Annotated in this window: 17 protein-coding genes; 8 read left to right on the top strand and 9 right to left on the bottom strand. The window is 66.7% G+C overall.

From position 1 onward, the window contains the following. Window positions 1-2: 2 nt before the first annotated feature. Entirely contained in the window at window positions 3-1442 is a 1440-nt protein-coding gene (locus ABD648_RS08900; protein ID WP_282214604.1) for a xylulokinase, read from the top strand. A 5-nt stretch (window positions 1443-1447) separates the two neighbouring features. Here ABD648_RS08900 and ABD648_RS08895 read toward each other — a convergent pair whose 3' ends face one another. Continuing rightward, entirely contained in the window at window positions 1448-2332 is an 885-nt protein-coding gene (locus tag ABD648_RS08895) for a LysR family transcriptional regulator (RefSeq protein WP_282214603.1), read from the bottom strand. Window positions 2333-2426: 94 nt separating this feature from the next. Here ABD648_RS08895 and ABD648_RS08890 point away from each other — a divergent pair, with 94 nt between their 5' ends. The 3 genes from ABD648_RS08890 to ABD648_RS08880 all read left to right on the top strand — a co-directional run bounded on the left by ABD648_RS08890 (window position 2427) and on the right by ABD648_RS08880 (window position 5489). Continuing rightward, window positions 2427-3422: a nitrilase family protein gene (locus ABD648_RS08890; RefSeq protein ID WP_282214602.1), complete on the top strand. Its 996-nt coding sequence runs from the start codon at window positions 2427-2429 to the stop codon at window positions 3420-3422. Between the two features lie 172 nt (window positions 3423-3594). Next, entirely contained in the window at window positions 3595-4560 is a 966-nt protein-coding gene (locus ABD648_RS08885) for a carbohydrate ABC transporter permease (protein WP_282214601.1), read from the top strand. Window positions 4561-4562: 2 nt separating this feature from the next. Continuing rightward, a complete protein-coding gene (locus tag ABD648_RS08880; protein WP_282214600.1) occupies window positions 4563-5489 on the top strand; it encodes a carbohydrate ABC transporter permease in 927 nt (308 codons plus the stop codon). 94 nt (window positions 5490-5583) lie between these two features. Here the strand turns inward: ABD648_RS08880 and ABD648_RS08875 are convergent, their stop codons facing one another. Continuing rightward, complete coding sequence (locus ABD648_RS08875; protein WP_344708854.1) at window positions 5584-6498, bottom strand: GNAT family N-acetyltransferase; 915 nt, start codon at window positions 6496-6498, stop codon at window positions 5584-5586. 407 nt (window positions 6499-6905) lie between these two features. Here ABD648_RS08875 and ABD648_RS08870 point away from each other — a divergent pair, with 407 nt between their 5' ends. Genes ABD648_RS08870 through ABD648_RS08860 form a run of 3 tightly spaced genes read left to right on the top strand, consistent with a single transcriptional unit; the run spans window position 6906 to window position 9284 of the window. Further along, complete coding sequence (locus ABD648_RS08870) at window positions 6906-7280, top strand: DUF4870 domain-containing protein (RefSeq protein ID WP_282214598.1); 375 nt, start codon at window positions 6906-6908, stop codon at window positions 7278-7280. Between the two features lie 29 nt (window positions 7281-7309). Further along, window positions 7310-7675 (top strand): DUF4190 domain-containing protein, encoded by a 366-nt coding sequence (locus ABD648_RS08865; RefSeq protein WP_282214597.1) that lies wholly within the window; start codon window positions 7310-7312, stop codon window positions 7673-7675. A 55-nt stretch (window positions 7676-7730) separates the two neighbouring features. Next, the gene (locus ABD648_RS08860) at window positions 7731-9284 is read left to right on the top strand and encodes a S1C family serine protease (RefSeq protein WP_282214596.1); all 1554 of its coding nucleotides are present in this window, start codon (window positions 7731-7733) and stop codon (window positions 9282-9284) included. Between the two features lie 71 nt (window positions 9285-9355). Here ABD648_RS08860 and ABD648_RS08855 read toward each other — a convergent pair whose 3' ends face one another. The 6 genes from ABD648_RS08855 to ABD648_RS08830 form a co-directional block, all read right to left on the bottom strand. After that, the gene (locus ABD648_RS08855; protein WP_344708851.1) at window positions 9356-9652 is read right to left on the bottom strand and encodes a GNAT family N-acetyltransferase; all 297 of its coding nucleotides are present in this window, start codon (window positions 9650-9652) and stop codon (window positions 9356-9358) included. A gap of 255 nt (window positions 9653-9907) precedes the next feature. Further along, the gene (locus ABD648_RS08850; RefSeq protein WP_282214595.1) at window positions 9908-10534 is read right to left on the bottom strand and encodes a GNAT family N-acetyltransferase; all 627 of its coding nucleotides are present in this window, start codon (window positions 10532-10534) and stop codon (window positions 9908-9910) included. 2 nt (window positions 10535-10536) lie between these two features. After that, the gene (locus ABD648_RS08845; RefSeq protein WP_282214594.1) at window positions 10537-11496 is read right to left on the bottom strand and encodes a proline dehydrogenase family protein; all 960 of its coding nucleotides are present in this window, start codon (window positions 11494-11496) and stop codon (window positions 10537-10539) included. A 68-nt stretch (window positions 11497-11564) separates the two neighbouring features. Continuing rightward, on the bottom strand, window positions 11565-12260 hold the full coding sequence (locus tag ABD648_RS08840) for an NUDIX domain-containing protein (RefSeq protein WP_282214593.1): 696 nt from the start codon (window positions 12258-12260) through the stop codon (window positions 11565-11567). A 15-nt stretch (window positions 12261-12275) separates the two neighbouring features. After that, complete coding sequence (locus tag ABD648_RS08835) at window positions 12276-15020, bottom strand: AfsR/SARP family transcriptional regulator (protein WP_282214592.1); 2745 nt, start codon at window positions 15018-15020, stop codon at window positions 12276-12278. After that, window positions 15017-15958, bottom strand: coding sequence for a DMT family transporter (locus tag ABD648_RS08830; RefSeq protein ID WP_282214591.1), 942 nt, complete (start codon window positions 15956-15958; stop codon window positions 15017-15019). Before ABD648_RS08830 ends, ABD648_RS08835 begins: the two co-directional genes overlap by 4 nt. Window positions 15959-15997: 39 nt before the next feature. On the opposite strand from ABD648_RS08830, the gene ABD648_RS08825 reads away from it, so the two are divergent. Next, window positions 15998-16513, top strand: coding sequence for a MarR family winged helix-turn-helix transcriptional regulator (locus ABD648_RS08825; protein WP_282214590.1), 516 nt, complete (start codon window positions 15998-16000; stop codon window positions 16511-16513). A gap of 47 nt (window positions 16514-16560) precedes the next feature. Here the strand turns inward: ABD648_RS08825 and ABD648_RS08820 are convergent, their stop codons facing one another. After that, window positions 16561-18222, bottom strand: a complete 1662-nt coding sequence (locus ABD648_RS08820; protein ID WP_282214589.1) for a hypothetical protein — start codon at window positions 18220-18222, stop codon at window positions 16561-16563. Between the last annotated feature and the right edge of the window lie 16 nt (window positions 18223-18238).

The raw sequence follows: 18238 nt of genomic DNA, 5'->3' as shown, positions 1-18238 counted from the left end.
CGATGAGCGCGAACTCAGTGGTTCTCGGAATCGATCTGGGCACGACGGGTGTCAAGGTCGTCTGCTTGGACCCGCGACTCGGCCGCATCATCGCTGCGGCGAGTACGACCTATCCGTCGTACTCGCCGCATGCGGGTGCTCACGAGCAGGAGCCTGCCGAGTGGTGGGCAGCGGTGGTCTCCACTGCTCGACAGGTGATCGCGGACGTGGCGCCGCTCCGGATCGAGGCGGTCGGTCTCTCCGGCCACATGCACACACTTTTGCTGGTCGACGACGCAGGAGTGCCGGTCAGCCGCGCGCTGACATGGGCGGAACGCCGAGTGGGTCAGGACACTGCGCGGTTGGCGGCAGACATCAGATTCTCGGAGCGCGGGTGCAACGAGATGACAGACGTCTTCACGGCGCCGAAGCTCGCCTGGCTCGCTCGCACACAGCCGGACGCGATGGCGCGTGCGCGCCATCTGCTGCTCGCGAAGGACTACATCCGGTACCGGCTCACCGGCGAATGGTGCACGGACGAGACGGATGCCATGGCGACGATGCTGTACGACGTCAGGCGACGCGAGTGGGTCTCCGACTTGTGGAGCGCCGCGGGAGGATCGGTCGATTGGGCGCCGCGCGTCGTGAGATCGACGGAGGTGAGCGGGGTCGTCTCGCCCTCGGCGGCATCGGAGATCGGGCTGGTGGCGGGGACGCCGGTCCTGGGAGGTGCAGGGGACGTGTCAGCGGCCGTGCTGGGTACGGGCGTCGTGGATCGAGACCAGATCTGCCTCAACGTGGGCACAGCGGCTCAGGTCATGGGGCTCTCGCAGGCTCCGAACCCCGGCCCGGGATTCTCGTTCGGGTCCGCGTCGGACGATGGGTACATCACCATGGTCTCCGTCTACGCCGCGGGTGCCAGCATCCGGTGGGCGGAGCGTGCCCTGCTGAACGGCGGTGACGTGAACACGCCGGCGGCATCGGCGGCCGCGGGCTCCTCGGGGCTGACCTATCTTCCCTTCATGTTCGGGTCCACGGTGCCACGCAAGAACGATGCGGTCCGTGCCGCATTCATCGGCCAGACCGAATCGCACGGGCTCCCCGAGTTCGCGCGCGCGGTGATCGAGGGGATCGCATTCGGCTGCGCGCAGGCGATCGAAGCCGTCGCTGACGTCGTCGGCCGACCGAGAGAGGTGCGAGTGGTCGGCGGTGTGTCGAACTCGCTCATCTGGCGCCAAACCTTGGCCAGCGTGCTCGACGTCCCGATCGGCGTGGTCGCGGAAGGAGGTTCCGCGCGCGGTGCGGCGATCTGCGCCGCACTCGGCACGGGCCACTACTCCGATGCCTCCGACGCGGCTCGCTCCGTCACCGTGCATCGCGAGGCCGAGCCGGATGACGGCCAGCGGGCAGCCTGCGCCGATGCGTACGCCGCCTTCCGGGAGTCGGCGAACGCCCTGGTCTGATCGCGTCAGGCTTCGGTGCGTGGCAACGTCGCGAGTTCGTCCAAGAACGAACGGACGACAGGCGTTTCGTTCGTCGGGTTCCAGACCACGCCGATCTTCCAGGAGGCGCTCGTTCCGTTCAGGCGGCGCATGCGCACGTGTCGGGGCGCGATATTGCGAGCGCTCTCCGGCACGATGCCGATGCCGACGCCCGCGGCGACGAGCGCGAGGACGGTCTGAAGGTCGTCTGCGTCCTGGACGATGGTCGGCTGAGCGCCGACGTCCGAGACATAACGTGCGGCCTGAGCCGCGAGCCCCGGACCTCGGCCGACCGACAGCCGGACAAGCGGATGCTCGTCGAGCCAGTCGGTGAAGGCCGCATCGTCGGCCGGTGGCTCCCACTCGGCGGGATACGCGATCGCCAGATGGTCGGAGAGGACCGAGACAGCTCGGAGATCACGAGGAACCGGCAGGCGGGTGAACCCGACGTCCAGCTCTCCGGTGCGCACGCCGTCGACCTGAGCCGACGAGGACATGTCCTCCAGGCGCACCGAGACTCCTGGGGAGCTCGCGCGGAATGCTGCGACGGCGCGGGGGGCGATCGTGATGCTGGAAAGTCCGAAGCCGATGGTGAGATGGCCCTCTTCTCCGGCGCCGACGCGCTTCGCCCGACCCTCGAAACGAGCGACGAGGTCGACGATGGTGCGTGCCTCGCCCACGAGCTCCGTGCCTGCGGCGGTGAGCACGGCGCCGTGGCGCCCTCGGCTGAACAGCGGCGTTCCGACCAGCGACTCAATCTGCTGGATCTGCTTGGTGAATGCTGGCTGGGTGATGGAGAGCGCTAGCGCTGCATCACTGAACGTCTGTCTGTCAGCGCCCTCCACGAAGGCCCTCAGCAATCGGATATCCATTCCTCAAAGGTATATCAAGTTATGGTTTTTTCATTGGATGTAATGCATGCGTTCGGGTTGAGTGGAGGGAGTCCTCGACGAAGGGAAAGATCCGATGACCGAAACCGCTGCAGACCTCCGCGTGTCCGTGGTGCAGTTCGAAGCAGTGCCGGCGGACAAGGCCGGAAACCTCGCCACGGTGCGCCGCCTCGCCACCTCTGCGGCGGAGGATGGATCGCGTCTCGTGGTGTTCCCGGAGATGTGCCTGGTCGCATACTGGCACCTGACCAAGTCGACCACGGAGCGCCTCCGCGAACTCGCGGAGCCGGCCGATGGGCCGCTGGTGCAGGCTCTCAAGGAGATCGCGGCAGACCTCGGCGTGGGCATCGGTGCGGGTTTCCTCGAATCCGACGGCGACGAGTTGTTCAACTCCTACGCCGTGTGCTTCCCCGACGGGACCGTGCACATCCACCGCAAGCTCCATGCTTTCGAGCACGAGGCGATCTCGAGCGGCAACGACTACACAGTGTTCGACACGCCCTGGGGTGTGCGCATGGCGATCCTGATCTGCTGGGACAACAACCTCGTCGAGAACGTGCGAGCCGTGACTCTCCTCGGAGCGAAGGTCCTCATCGCTCCGCACCAGACCGGTGGCACGAGTTCGCGCAGCCCGCATGGCATGAAGGTGATCCCGTCAGCGCTGTGGCACGACCGGTTCGAGAACCCTGAGGCCCTGGAGGAAGCGGTCAACGGGCCGTACGGTCGAGGATGGCTCATGCGCTGGCTCCCCGCACGCGCGCACGACAACGGCATCTTCCTCCTCTTCAGCAACGGCATCGGCCCCGACGACGACGAGATCCGCACCGGAAACGCGATGATCATCGATCCCTATGGGCGGATCGTGGCCGAGACGCCCGTCGCGGACCAGTCGGTGGTGACCGCTGACCTCGACATGGATCTCCTTCCGCTGTCGACCGGTCGGCGATGGCTGCTCGGCCGCCGCCCCGAGCTCTACGGTGTGCTCACCCAGCGCTCCGGTCTGGAACGTGACGCTCGTACCGCGCGTCACTCCGACGTCCCCGTCCCGGACGATTTCCAGATCGAGAACTGACCCGGCCGCGCCACGAACGTCGAGAGACGGGTTCCCTCGTGGCGCGGTCGTACCAACGTCGAATCCCCCATTCGGCCCCTCCGAGCCCTCGGCGTCCCAGCGCCGGGGGCTCGATACTCGGCGCAGGTCGACGCGGGCAGAGCCCGCTGAACGGAGAGGTTCAGGAATCCCGATGAACCAGACAACAGAGTCCTCGAACCCCGTGGAGGCGGCCACCGGTCGCCCCCGCACTTCCGACGCCGGTCAGCGCCGAAGCGCCGGAGCCAAGGATCTCCTCCAGGCATTGCCCTGGATCGGGCCGGCACTGCTGCTGATCATCGGTGTCGTCCTGTTCCCCGCGGGAGTGATGTTCTTCAACTCCACCCGCGACATCTCGCTCTCGGGTCTCGACAAGGGGTCGGTCGGGTTGGACAATTTCTTCGCTGTGTTCGCGTTCGCGGAGTTCTGGCCGATCTTCTTTCGGACGATCGTCTGGGTCGTCGTCACCGTCGCGGTCACAGTGGTGATCTCGCTCGGGCTCGCGCAGATCCTCAACAAGGCGTTCCCCGGGCGGCAGATCGTCCGCATGGCGGTCATCGTCCCCTGGGCAGCATCCGTCGTGATGACGACGCTGGTGTTCTACTACAGCCTCGAGCCCTACTTCGGGGTGTTCAACAAGTTCCTCTACGACATCGGCCTCTCGGACGACGCCGTCGGGTACGGGTGGACGAAGAACTCGACGACGGCGTTCATCTGGTCGATCGTCGTGTCCATCTTCGTGTCCCTCCCGTTCACGACCTACACGATCCTCGCCGGGCTGCAGTCGGTGCCCGCGGATGCGATCGAGGCGGCGAAGATGGACGGCGCGGGTCCCGCCCGCACCTATTGGTCGATCGTGCTCCCGCAGCTGCGCAGCGCCCTGGCCGTCGCGGTGCTGATCAACATCATCAACGTGTTCAACTCGCTCCCGATCCTGAAGGTCATGACCGGGTCCATCCCCGGCTACGGGGCCGACACGATCATGACGATGATCTTCAAATACATCGAGCTGCAGAAGAAGGTCGATGTCGCCAGCGCCCTGTCCGTCGTCGCGTTCCTGATCGTGATCGTGATCGTCGCGATCTACGTCAAGGTCGTCAAGCCCATGAAGGAGGTCTGATCATGACCGTGACCGAGACCGAACTCGTCACCACCACCGGCCGCGGCGGACGCGCCCTCCCCCCGATCAACGGCCGCAAGCGCCGTTACACCGAAGACCAGGTCACCCTCCCGCGGGTCATCCTCCGCATGGCCGCCGGGTTCCTCGTCCTCGCGATCTTCGTACTCCCGTACCTGATCATGTTCTTCGGGTCCGTGAAGACGAAACCCCAGATCCGCTCCGTCGACCCCACGTATCTCCCCACCGAATGGCACTGGGAGAACTACCTCACGATGTGGTCGACCCCCGAAACACCCCTGCCCTACAACCTCATCTCCACGATCATCATCGCCGTGTTCGCGACCCTGCTCGTGCTCGTCGTGTCGCTGCCGGCCGCGTACTACACCGCCCGGTTCAAATTCCCCGGCCGCATGGTGTTCCTGTTCCTCGTCATCGTCACCCAGATGCTGCAGCCCGCCGTCCTCACCTCGGGTCTGTTCCGCCAGTTCACGACCCTCGGCCTCGGTGACACGTGGGCGGCGATGATCTTCATCAACGCCGCGTTCAACCTCTCCTTCGCCGTCTGGATCATGCACTCCTTCTTCGCCGGCATCCCCAAAGAAGTCGACGAAGCAGCCCAGATCGACGGCGCCGGACGCTTCACCGTCCTGTTCAAGATCAACCTGCCCCTCGTCTGGCCCGGCATCGTCACCGCCATCGTGTTCACCTTCGTCGCCTGCTGGAACGAATTCGCCGCGTCCCTGGTGATCCTCTCCACCGACAAGAACCAGCCGCTCTCCGTCGCGCTCACCAAGTTCGTCGGACAATACGAGACCAGCTGGCAGTACGTGTTCGGCGTCTCGATCGTCGCGATCCTGCCCGTCGTCATCCTCTTCATGCTCATCGAGAAACGCCTCGTCGGCGGATTGACCGCGGGCAGCGTCAAGTAGGGCAGTTCACACGCTCGAGTTCTGCGGCCATCGCTGACTTCTGCGGCCACCCCCATCCGGAATGGCCGCAGAAGTGGCGAGGGGCCACAGAACTTCAGGCGCGCGTGGCAGGACGCTCCAGAACGTACGACAGCCGTCGATGCTCGGTCTCGAACCCGAGGCGGAAGTACAGCTCGTTGGCCCTCGACTCCGATGCGCTGTCCACGTCCAGCGTCACCGAATCGATTGCCTGGTGAGCGGCCGACGCGACAAGATCGCCGAGCAGGGCTGCGCCCAGTCCCCGGCGTCGGTGCGTCTCTTCGACACCGAGCGAAGCGAGATACGCCGCCGAGTCCGTGCGGCTTCCGTGCTCGTCAAGGCTGTGCTCGACGAGCGTGTAGGCGACGACCTGACGCGATTCATCGAGGACGACCTTCGACAGAGTCCTGTCGAAGACCGGGCGCTCGACGTGCTGCGCCCATCCGTCGACGTCGAAGTCATGCGCACCCCACTGATCGCGGAAGGCCGTATTCCTGAGTCGGCGCACCGGCTCGCTGTGCTGATCACTGAACTGCTCGATCGTGTAGCCGCGCGGGGTCGTCGCGGTCAGCGGGGTATCGGTGCTCCTCTTCAGATGCAGATACTCTCGCGCCGACGAGAATCCTTCTCCGTGGAGAAGCGCGCGAGTATCCACCGCTCCGGCATCGGCGTACGTCAAGAGCCGCAGCGGGGCAGGGTCGCCGAGCGAACTCAACCACGCGAACCCCTGATCTCGTTGCCAGGCGACCATCCGTCGGCCCAGTCCCTGACGACGCGCATCAGGGGAGACAGCACCGAGCATCAAGGCGGTGACCGGAGATGTGTCCATGGAGAAGGGGAGCACCATCGCGTAGGCGATGATTCGACCGGATTCATCAGCTCCGACGATGCCGATGCCCTCGCCTGTGCTGATGGCCGCGAGGTCTTCGGACACCTCTTCTGCCGGGACCGTGAAGTACGGATGATCTATCGCTCCGGCACCGGATGCCACCGCGTGGATCGCATCCGCGTCATCGACCGACGCTCGTCTCCACTGGATTTGCCCTGGCCCGAGCGGAACGACAGTCGACCGATCGCGTGAGGGCGGGCCCGGTGTGCGGGTGGCAGCATCTTGTTCGCACTCTGGCGCGACCTCTTTATTCATGCTCCCCACGGTATGAGGGACGCGCCGCCTCGGTGCGGCTTCGGCGGCTCGTGCAACGCAACGCCAACGTACGAACTGCAGCGATTCCTCAGTGAGGTCGGGCGTCGGTCACGGGTGTGGGTGCGAGTCCCGGAAACGGGACGGAGGCCCTCCGTTGTCGCAAGGTTGTCGCCCCGGTTTCGCTCGTATGACGCCGCCCCGGTGCTCCTAGCGTGGCTTCATCATCACCGAACTCCATCTGAAGGAACGCCCTCATGACCGCTGAACAGTCCCTCCCCGCCGCCCCGCTCACCCCGTCCGAGGAGAGTCGCTGGGTCGTTCTCGCCCACATCGGCGGACTCCTCTCCTTCATCGGGCCGCTCATCGTGTGGCTCATCTATCGAGACCGCAGCGATGCTGTCGAGCGCGAATCGAAGGAAGCCCTGAACGCTCAGATCACCTACGCGGCGGCGGCGCTCGCGCTCTATGTCGTGGGCGGGCTCCTCGCGATCGTGCTCGTGGGCTTCGTCTTCATCATCGCCGCGACGCTCGTGCAGCTCGCCGGCCTCATCCTCGCCATCGTCGCCGCCGTCCGGTCGAACACGTCGGGGACCTTCCGCTACCCGCTCACCTTCCGGTTCCTGAAGTAACCCGAACCGACATCCCCAAGGAGATCATCATGGAGACTCAGTCCCCGCAGTTCCCGCCCCTGGTCGAATCAGCATCGCCGGCGCCGTACGCCCCGCCCCAGCACGTCGCGCCGAGCAACGGTCTCGCGATCACCGCCATGATCTTCGGGATCGTCGGTGCAGCCGTCGGCTTCTGGGCGATCATTCCCATCACCGGCTACTTCTCCGCGGCCGTCGCCTTCCCCCTCTCCGTCGTCGCGGTGATCTGCGGTCACCTCGGCCGAGGGCGATCCCAGCGCCTCAACGGCGCCGGTCGCAAGCAGGCCATGGCCGGCATCATCCTCGGCTACGCGTCGATCGCGGTGATGGTCATCGCCAGCGCGGCGTGGACCGTGTTCCTCTTCGTCGGCGCCTGATTCGGCGACGTCCCACCCATCGGCCGCCAGGCCATCCCACAAGGAGAACAAGACAATGACCCCCTCCCGCCGACGAGCAGCTGCGGCTGCAGCACTCGGCCTCTCGATGGCGGCCGCCCTCAGCGGCTGCGCGCTTCCCGCCCTCCCCGGGTTCCCCGCAGCCGGCGGCGACTCCGGCGGCGTCGGTTTCGATGACGTCCAGTCCGCCACGATCCAGATCGAGGCCGTCGGCACCTTCGTGTCGCCCGAAGAAGGGGGTTACGAAGCCGCCGGACGCGGCTCGGGCTTCCTGATCAGTGACGACGGTCTCGCCGTCACCAACAATCATGTCGTGGTCGGAGCCGGCACTCTGAAGGTATGGCGCGGCGGCGACACCGAGAGCACTCTCAACGCGAAGGTGCTCGGATCATCGGAGTGCCTCGACCTCGCCGTCATCCAACTCGAGAAGGACGACTACCCGCACTTCACGTGGCGTGAGGGCGAGATCCCGACCGCCACCGATGTGTATGCGGCGGGGTTCCCGCTCGGCGACCCCGAGTTCACCATGACGCGCGGCATCGTCTCCAAGGCCGACACCGCGATGGACACTCCCTGGGCCTCGCTCAGCCATGTCATCGAACATGACGCGCGTATCCGCGCCGGCAACTCCGGCGGCCCGCTCGTCGACGAGAACGGCAAGCTCGTCGGTGTCAACTACGCCGGCAACGATCAGCATGACCAGAATCTCGCGATCCACCGCGACGAGGTACAGGGCGTCCTGGACCAGCTGATCAAGGGCGAGAACGTGATGAGTCTGGGCATCAACGGCACCGGCCTCATGAACGAGGACGGCGAGGGCCTCGGCATCTGGGTCAACTCCGTCGCCTCCGGCTCAGCCGCCGACAAGGCCGGCGTGGAGCCCGGCGACCTCCTGACGAAGATGGAGGGCGTCTCCCTCGGCACCGACGGCACGATGGCCGACTACTGCAGCGTTCTCGAGACGCACGGCGCCGACGCGACACTGGCCGTCGATCTGTTCCGCTCCGGAGAGGGCGTCTACTACTCCGGTCAGTTCAACGGCGATGCCGTCGAGGCGGTCTCCGTCGCCCAGGACGCGGGTGCATCCGATGGTGGCGCACAGGGCGTCGACACGGAGTACGTCACGGTCGTCGACGACACGGAAAGCGTGGCGGTCGAAGTCCCGGCGAGCTGGAAGGGCCTCGACACGGCCGTCTTCGTGGATCCTGAGGGCGGCGAGTGGGCCCACATCGATGCCAGCCCTGACATCAGCGCGTTCCAGGGTGGAGATTGGAGCGTTCCCGGCGTTTCCATCATGGCCGCGCCGACCGCGACCGCCTCGTTCACTCCGGAGGAGTGGCTCTCCATGGCCGAGCAGCACCTCGGACAGTCCGGATGTGTGAAAGACACGGAGGACGCTTACGCGGATGGAATGCACGAAGGCGCATTCACGTATTGGACCGGATGCGGTGGCGTCGGTGCCCAATACCTGATGCTGTCGGCGTACTCGACGGACGGCTCCTACGTCATCGCACTGGCCGTCCAGGCGGTCTCGGAAGCCGACCTGACGACCATCGACCGAGCACTCGGAAGCTTCGCAGCGAGCTTCTGACCGCGCCCACCTCCGTCATGCCCCGGTCGACCTCAGACGTCGACCGGGGCATGACGCATGTTCCCCCGGCGTCAGCCGCGTTCGAGATCGCGGGACGCATCGCGCTCGTAGATGATCTCGAGCCCATCTTCTTCGTCCCACTGTTCGCCGGTCTCGACGAATCCGTAGCGGCGAATGAGCGCCGACGAAGCGGAATTCGCGGGGCTGATCGTGGCTCGAACAACCCGGACGTCAGGGTGCTGACCCGCGACGGCGAGCAGTATCTCGAGAGACCGCCCGGCGTACCCTCGTCGGCGTTGCTCCGGGTCGATCTGATAGCCAACCTCCACCATGCCCGTGTGATCGGGTGGCCCATGGAATCCCGCCATTCCGACGGGCGCCTCAGCTCCAGGCATCATGATGAACCGGGTGACCCACGGCGCATCCGACGGGTTCGTCCTGATCTGTGCGCTCCGCACCCGCCAGATGGGGAGGCATTCGGCTCCCCATGAGGTAGGGCGACGCGAATCGAGCGGGCAACGAGGCCGCGTCTTCGGCGGCGAAGGCGTGCAGGACGCCCTCGGGGACCATCTCCAGCCGCAAGCCCGACCGGATGGGCTCCGGGTGACGCCAGGGGCCGTCGTTCACCGCCGCCCTGCCGAGATCCGCGATCCGTTCACCGCGGAGATGGTCTCGTACTCGCTCGCCAGCAGAGCGAACTCGTCCAGAGTCGTCCACTCTCCCTTGAAGAAGTCGGCGTCGACGTGGCGAGCCTCCTGGTGGAATCCCACCCTTGCCAGCACCCGTCGAGACGGTTCGTTGCGTGCATCGCATGAAGCCGTGACCCGGTGGGCCCCAGCAGACGTGAACAGATGGTCCAGGACGAGGCGGACGGCCTCTGGGGCGAATCCCTGACCCTGTGCTGCCGGCGCCAGCGTGAACCCGATCTCGTACGTGTCGGGCTGTTCATCGAGCCGGTGAACGGCGACGTCACCGAGCAGCTCGCGAGACTGTCGGTCGCGAACTGCGAGCTGCACCCACTCACCTGCGGGCGGGAGCCCGTCACCGTCGGAGAGCGATTCCTGAGCGCTGACGAGGCGATGGGCTCTCTGCTCGTCGTAGTCGACGTCCCACGACTGGTACCGCGCGACGTTCGGATCGCGCCGGTAGGCGACGAAAGCCGGTACATCGACGGCCGTGAGGAGGTCGAGCTCGATGCGTTCACTCGAGAGTGGTATTCGCCTGTGAGTGGGTGTCGCTGCCCGCAGCATGCTCAGCTGCGCAAATCGGTGAGAGCGGTGAAGACACGCTCGGGGTGCTCGGCGATGCGGTTGAGGACGTAGAGCCACCATTCACCGCCGAAGACCACGTATTGACGCGTGCGATAGCCGTCGGCCCGCAGGCCGTCGAGCAGTTCCGTCCCCAGCCCGAGCAGCATCTCGAAATCCACGCCGGGCTGGCGGAGCCTGTCGCCGTGCTCACGCTGGAGAGCCTCGACAAGGGCGTCATCGTGGGTGGCGAATGTGACGGCGTGCCCGGACTCGAGCGCCACGCGACCGAGGTCCAGGTACCTGGCGGTGAGTTCCTCCGTGCCGCGACGAAGGGCGATCTCCTCGCTTTCGAGGAAGGCTCCCTTCACCAACCGCACGCGTCCGTCCGTTCGCAGCACGCGCTCGAGATCACGCGGCGTGCGGTGAAGGCGTGCCTGGAGCGTGATGCCCACATGGTCGTACTCGTTCGCGAGGGTCTCGTAGAGGCCGAGGACGAGGTCCGTGCGGTCGGAGCCCTCCGCCGAGATCATCATCTCCTGGCCGGAGCTCGCCGTCGCGGCGGCGAGCTCGCGCGCATGCGCCAGCCCGAGCCCGGCGTCGACCACGGCTCCGAGGTGCGACAGATCGAGCGACACCGAGCTGGGAAGGCCCTCGTCGGCGATGGCCTGAGCGAGCTCGAGGAACACGTCGGTCTCCGATCGGGCAAGGTCGCGATCGCGCACGCTCTCACCGGCGTACTCGATGCTCGCAAGGTGTCCGCTGGCGACTCCGGCGCGCGCGACGGCGACCGCCTCGCCGATCGTGTCCCCTCCGATGTAGCGGCTGGCGACGCGCCGGGCGGCGGCGGCCAGACCGGGGTCGCTGAGGACCCGTGCCTTGAGCTCTTCGTCGAGTGCCCAGGCGCGCAGGGCGTCGGCGACCTCTTCGCGACGGGTGGTGGCCGAGTCGTGGGGGTTGATCATGACGCTCTTCTCTCTCTGTGTCCTCGTGCGGAGGCGCTCGGGGGTGCGGTGGTGTTCGGTGTGGTGGTTCACGAGGCATGTCTCAGATCGGCGAACGGGCCCTCCAGAAGAGCCCACTGGAGGAGCATGATGGTCTTCCCATCCGTGATTCCGCCATCTCTGATCATCGAGTATGCGTCGATGATCGACATCTCGAGCACCTCGATGTCCTCGCCCTCGTGTTCGAGCCCGCCGCCGTCGTGACGTCGATCGATCGGCTCGTAGGGTGCGGCGAAGAAGTGCAGACGTTCCGTCACCGAGCCCGGGCTCATGTACGACTCGAAGACCGGCGTGACGGCCCCCACGATCACGCCGAGTTCTTCCTCGGCCTCTCGGCGGATGGCCGATTCCGGATCGTCGCCCTCGAGAAGCCCGGCGGCGCATTCGATGAGCATTCCGTCCGGGTGGTCGTTGACGTAGGCGGGGTAGCGGAACTGCCGCCCCAGCAGCACGGCCTGCTTCGCGACGTTGTAGAGGAGGATGACGGCGCCGTTGCCCCGGTCGTATGTCTCCCGCTGCTGCGTGCTCCAGGTCCCGCGACGGTCGCGGTAGTCGAACGTCGTGCGACGGAGCACGTGCCACCCTTCGGACGTCAATTCGACGTGCCTCACGATGACGTCCGGGTTGCGGTCGAGGCCCATGCCGGTGAGTTCGAGACCGGTACGGCCACGATGGTCGGGAATCTCGCCGCCGGGGCGGGGATCGGAGGATGCTGAGCTGGTCATGGAGGGTCCTCGGTATCAGCGGCTTCTGGTGAGGCCGGACGAAAGGGAGATGAGCTCACCCAGGGAGAGTTCCGTCCCGCGCTCATACGCGGCGCTGTAGTCGCGCGGGAGGAGGCCGCTCGCCACGCGGTCTCTGTGCACCTGGGCGTCGGCGCCTTCTGCGACCACGGGGTTGTACGAATAGCGTCGGCCGATCGTGTCGACGGCGCCGAACACCGCTGCACCGTCAGCATGCCGTTCGACGAAGGCGGACGCGCCTCCGGCGAGGTGCAGGAGAGCCAGTGCTCCGGGGATGTCCCCACCGATGGCAGCCGTCTGGGCGCCGCGGACGAGCAGCGGAATCGCCTCGCGCGATCGGCGGACCTCGATGAGGATCTTCCCCGCGACGTACTCGCTCGAGGACAGAGCCCACGCGTGGCCCGACTTCTCGGCGAGCTGCCGAGCTTCCGCGAGACTGTCGAGTGCTTCGGACGGGCGACCGAGTGCGCGCAGCGTCTGCCCGCGGCTCATGAGGATCTCGGCGCGCAACCACGACGGGCCCCCGGCGGCGTACGCCGTCGCCTGGTCGATGAGGCTCTCGGCCTCATCCGGTTCGCCGAACAGGGACTTCCCGTACGCGATGTAGGCGAGAAGGCTTGCGGTCGCGAGAGTGTCACCTCCTGCAGTGGCCCGCTCGAGGCCGATTCGAACGTACTCGAACGCCGATTCCGCGTCTCCGGACTGGTACGCGAGGTTCACGATGCCCAGAAGTGCGCGGGCTTCGATCGAAGGATCGCTCTCGCCGGGGATGGCCAGGGCGCGGTCGATGACCGCCCGGCCCTCGACGAGCCATCCGCGCTTGAACCAATGCCAGGCCTGGCCGCCCGAGAGCCTCAATGCCAGGTCTCTCTGACCTGCGTCGATCGCGTGCTCGGTCGCCAGGTGCAGGTCTGCGGCGAGGGCATCGAGCGTGGCATGTGCTGCTTGGGCGTCGTGCGTGCGGATTGTCGGCGCGACGCGGTCGACGAGGTCGGCGAAGTAGGCGGTGTGCCGCACGTACCAGGCGGCGGTCGCCTCCGTGTCCCTTCGGGGCCGCACGAAGGCGCGCATGGATTCCAGCAGCCGATAGCGCCTCTGCCCGCCCTCCGTCTCGTCGACGGCGACCAGGGACTTGCGCGCGAGAGCGAGCGTGAGGTCGCGCGCGGATCGTTCGCCAGCGGTGCAGATGCTCTCGACCGCGTCGAGCGTGAAGAGGCCGGCAAAGCTCGACAACTCGACGAGCACGGCGAACTCGTCGGGCTCGAGGTTGTCCGTGCTCCAGCGGATCGTGCTCTCCAGGGTCGCATGGCGTTCTCCTGCTCGCGCATCCCCGGCAAGATGCTCGCCGCGTTCGAGTGCTGAGGTGAGCTCCTTGACGCTCAGCACGTCAGTGCGGGCGGCGGCCAATTCCAGGGCGAGGGGGAGCCCGTCGAGAAGACGGCACAGGCGTCGGATCGTCGCGGTCTCGTCGGCCGATCCCTCTGCGCCCCCGCGGGCCGCAGCTGACCGCTCTCGGAAGAGCTCGACGGCGCGCTCGGATGACTCGCCGATCAACCCGTGCACCCGGATGATGAACTCTCCGGCGATGCCGAGCGGTTCCCGGGAGGTGACGAGTACCGCGAGACCGTCGCAACGCGCGAGAAGTCCTCTGACGAGGGCGCGGGTCGTCGAGATCACGTGCTCCGCGTTGTCGAGGATCAGCAGCGTGGCGCGCCCTTCGATTCGTGCCGCGATGCTCTCCAACGACGGGGAGACGGCGCCGAGCGTGTCGGCAGTGGTCGCGAGCACGTCTCCTCCGGCAGCGACGGTCGAGAGATCGACCATCCACTGCTCCGTATCGATCGTGCGGGTGGATCGGCGAGCGCTCTCGATCGCGAGACGCGTCTTCCCGACGCCGCCGGGACCGACGAGACTGACCAGGCGATGGGCGCTGCGTGCCTCTTCGATTCGTCGCAGCTCATCGTCCCGGCCGAAGAGCTGAGTGAGGGGCACGGGGATCGCGTGCCGCTCGACGTGCTTCTCCGTCGAGCTGCTCGCGCCGAGGGCCGGGTCCTGCCGGAGTATCGACTGCCTGAGCGCATCCATGCGCGCGGACGGGTCGAGCCCGCCGCTTTCGAGGAGCGCGGTCCGAGATCGGTCCATCACCGCGAGGGCTTCCGTGACGCGACCGTCGGACGCATAGGCGAGTGCGAGCGATGCGACCAGGCCCTCATGAAGGGGATCTCGTGCGACGAGGGGGGTCAGCTCGACGATGGACGCAGCGGCCTCACCCCGCTGGATCCGAACCCGCGTGACGCGTTCCAGCGCGAGAGCTCGGCGCTCTTCGAGCGCGGTGCGGGCACCTTTCACGAACGGGAACGCGCCGAGCGCCTCGAAGGGGTCGGCGGTCCAGACGCTGAGCGCCTCTTCGTAGCGTTCCGACTCGATGAGCGCCTCGAAGTGCAGGACGTCGACGTTCGCCGGGTCGATATCGAGCGTGTAGCCGCCCCGTCCGCCCTGAAGGACCTCCCCCAGAGGGCCGGACCGCAGCCGGGAGACGTACACCCGCAGAGAGCCGGACGCGTTCGTCGGCGGGGTCTCCCACAGTGATGCGATCAGTCGCTCCGTCGTCAGAGTCTGCCCGGCCGAGAGGGCGAGCCGTGCGATGATCGCGCTCGCGATACCGGCGCTCACGTCGATGATGTCTGACTCCGAGCGGACGGCGAATGAGCCGAAAGCGTTCACATGGAATCGGCTGTTCATCGGTAGCTCGCTTCCTCGCTGTCGAGAATCCTGTCCGGCACGGTCAGTGCGGATGCGGCGCGTCCTCGTCGGATGTTCACGAAGACGATGCTTCCGAGCACCAGCCCGATGCCGAGAGTCTGCAGGGTGCTGAGCGATTCGGCACCGAGGAGCACGCCGACGGCGACGCCGGTGATGGGGTTCAGCAAGCCGATCACTCCGACCACACCCGCAGGCAGGTGGCGGAATCCACTGAACCAGCAGAAGAATGCCAGTGCCGTCGCCACGAGGCTGACGTGCGCGAAGGCGACGAGCTGTGCGGCATCGAGCTGCGGCGGCGCCCCTTCGAAAAGCAGGGCGAGCCCGGTCAGCTCGAGGCCGCCGACGAGCAGCTGCCACGCGGTGACGGTCAGGATCGGGGTGCCGTCATCCCAGCGCCGGGTGAGGACGGCACCAACCGACGACAGGGCCATCGCCACGATGGACGCGACGACGCCCCACGCATTCAACGACCCCGTCGACGTGCCGACGATGAGCAGCACGCCCACGGCTCCGGTGGCAGCGCCGACGAGCACTCGTGAACTGGGGCGCTCGCGCACGATCAACCAGGCCGACCCGGCGATCATCAGCGGCGTGACGGAGCAGATGGACGCGGCGACGCTGGACGGCAGCATCTGTGCCGCGATGTAGACCAGGCAGAAGAACAATCCCATGTTCAGAGTTCCGAGGATCGCTGCCCGCCACCACCATGCCCCGCGGGGGAGTTGCCGCGCCACGAGCAACAGAACGATGCCGGCCGGCAGGGCGCGGATGGCGGACCCCCACAGAGGTGAATCGAGCGGCAGGAACTCCCTCGTCACCCAGTACGTCGATCCGAATGCCACGGGCGCCACCGCGACGATCAGCGGCCAGCGCAAGGGGCGCCAAAGCCGCCGGATCGACCTCAGAATGATTTCCATGGAAACCACTATAGCTTCCACGGAAACTATAGTGGCAACATGAATGAACCTGATCGTGTCGCACGGATGATCGAACAGTGGAATCGTGAGCGCCCGGACATCGATCCGAGTGCCATGGCCGTGATCGGCAGGATGCGCCGACTCTCCGACACGTTCACAGGAGTGTTGACGGACAACTACCGGTCGTACGGCGTCGGCGAGGGCGAGTTCGACGTGATGTGCGCCCTTCGAAGGGCCGGGCGGCCGTTCACGCTTCCTCAGGGGGAGATCGCCGAGCACACCATGGTCACGGCCGGCGCCACCTCGAAACGCGTGGATCGACTCGTCGGCGCCGGTCTCGTGTCTCGTGAACAGCAGGCCGGCGACGCCAGAGGGAGGATGGTGTCGCTCACTCCGCAGGGCCTGGAACTCATCGACGAGATGTATCCCCGGCACCTGGAGAAGGAGCGGCACCTCCTCGCTCCGCTGACCGCGGTAGAGCAGTCCACGCTCGAGAGGCTTCTGCGAAAGCTGTCCTTCGGGACCGAGGCGCAGGTCGGCATCCCGCCTATCTAGGGCTCCTCTGCCGGCCGCGAACATCGGCGCGCTCCTGCCTCGTGGTGCTAGCCGCAGAGCGCGGGATCTGCGCGGGTGATCCGAAGCGGAACGTCCTCCGGGTCGTTGTGCATGATGTAGTCCTCGCCCTCCGGCACGAGCCAGAACCTGGTGCCAGGGTGGATCCAGTCGCCGCCGTTCGTCGGGCTGGAGGTGTACTGCGCCTCCAGGTTGTCGTCGAATTCGAGGACGGTGGACCAGGTCTCCTCGATCATGGGAACACTGATGGAGACGTCCCACGGGCCGCGAATGCCTGTGCAGCTCAGGCCGGAGTACTCGGCGGAGTCGAAGGATCCCGAGAGTGCCCACACATCACCGCCGACCGTGATGCCGATCCCACCGCGCCCGATTCCTCGGCGGGTGACGACCTCGAAGTCGGGATCCACCTTGCCGTACTGCTGGCCTGCGATGAACTGGTAGTCCGCGTCGGCGATCTGCTGACGTCCCGTCGGGTTCACGGTCGAGTCGCCGATGATCTGGGTGAGCTCCACCGTCCCGCGAGTGATCTTCTCGCCGTCGACAGTGCTGACCGCATCCACCCACAGCTGCTGCTTCTCGCCGGGTCCGGGAGTGAGCTCCTCAGCCTCGACCAGGACGTCGACGCAGTTGCCGTCACGCCAGTAGTCCTCGGAGGCGCGGGCGACGAGGAGGGCGATCTGTTCGGCCAGGTCGTCCACCTGTGCGGAGAACGCTCCGTCGAGCTGCTCGTCGGCCGTCAACGCGCCTCGGTCCTGCACGCCCTCATCCCCGAACTCGAAGGCGTAGGCGTTGTCGTCACGACGGTCGGCGTCGGGGTCCGGTACGTCTGTGGGCGAGTCGGTCGACGGTGAGCCGGTGCGCACGGCGGAATCGACGCGTGCCCAGAGGTCGGCGGCGTACGCCTCGTCGTTCACGTGGGTGATCGTCTTCATGTCGATGTCGATCGTGGTTCGCTTCGGCTGCCCTCCACTCGGCGTGAACGTCACGGCCGCGGTGGTGAAGAACGCCCCCTCTGCCGCGCCGTACTCATCCGGGCATGCGCCGACGGAGAACGCTCCCTCGAGAGCGACGGTGACCGAATCGCCGGACTCATCGGTGTCGCTGATCGAGCTGGCGAACTGCCCGGACGCCTGCCCCTTATCCACGTTCCAGGAGCTGGACGGATTGTGACCTGCGGGGGACGAGTATTCGGCGGCGTGTCCCGCCGAATCTCGCGATGCGTCGCCCAGCGCGTCGCGGAGCAACTGGTGCAGGACGCTGAGGCTGTTGGTCGCCGCACCGACGGTCTCGGAATCCGGCTGGGGGACCGGGTACTCCGCCCGGGCGGATGCTGTCGCTCCTCCTGTGACGTGGGACGCCGCGATGAACAACGGGCCCGCGCTGCTTTCGTCGGATCGCGGAGCATCCGCGACCGGCGACGTGGTGTCACCGAATCTGGGCAGGCGCTGAGCGGCGTCGTCGGCTGACACGCCCCAGGCCTCGTTCATGCCGAGCTCGCGGACGAACTCCGCATCGAGGTCGTGCTCGGCCTCGCTCAATGCCCGGGCTCCGCTCTCCACCGAATCGAACGACCAATCGCGGGTGCTCGCAGGGCCATCCTCGGTCGACGGCGGAACGACTGAGCAGCCCGCGAGCGTCGACAGCGTGAGCAGAGCGGCGACGCCCAGAAGCAGGGATTTGCGGCAGGACATGGGGCTTCCTTCAAGT

It is taken from the genome of Microbacterium luteolum (genome assembly GCF_039533965.1).
In the GTDB taxonomy this organism is placed as follows: domain Bacteria; phylum Actinomycetota; class Actinomycetes; order Actinomycetales; family Microbacteriaceae; genus Microbacterium; species Microbacterium luteolum.
This window is presented reverse-complemented; position numbering and strand designations above follow the sequence as displayed.

Excerpts from the sequence above, each read along its gene's own strand:
- ABD648_RS08860 (WP_282214596.1), top strand. The coding sequence starts at position 7,731 with ATGACCCCCTCCCGCCGACGAGCAGCTGCGGCTGCAGCACTCGGCCTC.
- ABD648_RS08900 (WP_282214604.1), top strand. The coding sequence starts at position 3 with ATGAGCGCGAACTCAGTGGTTCTCGGAATCGATCTGGGCACGACGGGT.
- ABD648_RS08865 (WP_282214597.1), top strand. The coding sequence starts at position 7,310 with ATGGAGACTCAGTCCCCGCAGTTCCCGCCCCTGGTCGAATCAGCATCG.
- ABD648_RS08895 (WP_282214603.1), bottom strand. The coding sequence starts at position 2,332 with ATGGATATCCGATTGCTGAGGGCCTTCGTGGAGGGCGCTGACAGACAG.
- ABD648_RS08870 (WP_282214598.1), top strand. The coding sequence starts at position 6,906 with ATGACCGCTGAACAGTCCCTCCCCGCCGCCCCGCTCACCCCGTCCGAG.
- ABD648_RS08840 (WP_282214593.1), bottom strand. The coding sequence starts at position 12,260 with ATGACCAGCTCAGCATCCTCCGATCCCCGCCCCGGCGGCGAGATTCCC.
- ABD648_RS08830 (WP_282214591.1), bottom strand. The coding sequence starts at position 15,958 with ATGGAAATCATTCTGAGGTCGATCCGGCGGCTTTGGCGCCCCTTGCGC.
- ABD648_RS08845 (WP_282214594.1), bottom strand. The coding sequence starts at position 11,496 with ATGATCAACCCCCACGACTCGGCCACCACCCGTCGCGAAGAGGTCGCC.
- ABD648_RS08890 (WP_282214602.1), top strand. The coding sequence starts at position 2,427 with ATGACCGAAACCGCTGCAGACCTCCGCGTGTCCGTGGTGCAGTTCGAA.
- ABD648_RS08880 (WP_282214600.1), top strand. The coding sequence starts at position 4,563 with ATGACCGTGACCGAGACCGAACTCGTCACCACCACCGGCCGCGGCGGA.
- ABD648_RS08820 (WP_282214589.1), bottom strand. The coding sequence starts at position 18,222 with ATGTCCTGCCGCAAATCCCTGCTTCTGGGCGTCGCCGCTCTGCTCACG.
- ABD648_RS08850 (WP_282214595.1), bottom strand. The coding sequence starts at position 10,534 with ATGCTGCGGGCAGCGACACCCACTCACAGGCGAATACCACTCTCGAGT.
- ABD648_RS08835 (WP_282214592.1), bottom strand. The coding sequence starts at position 15,020 with ATGAACAGCCGATTCCATGTGAACGCTTTCGGCTCATTCGCCGTCCGC.
- ABD648_RS08855 (WP_344708851.1), bottom strand. The coding sequence starts at position 9,652 with ATGGCGGGATTCCATGGGCCACCCGATCACACGGGCATGGTGGAGGTT.
- ABD648_RS08825 (WP_282214590.1), top strand. The coding sequence starts at position 15,998 with ATGAATGAACCTGATCGTGTCGCACGGATGATCGAACAGTGGAATCGT.
- ABD648_RS08885 (WP_282214601.1), top strand. The coding sequence starts at position 3,595 with ATGAACCAGACAACAGAGTCCTCGAACCCCGTGGAGGCGGCCACCGGT.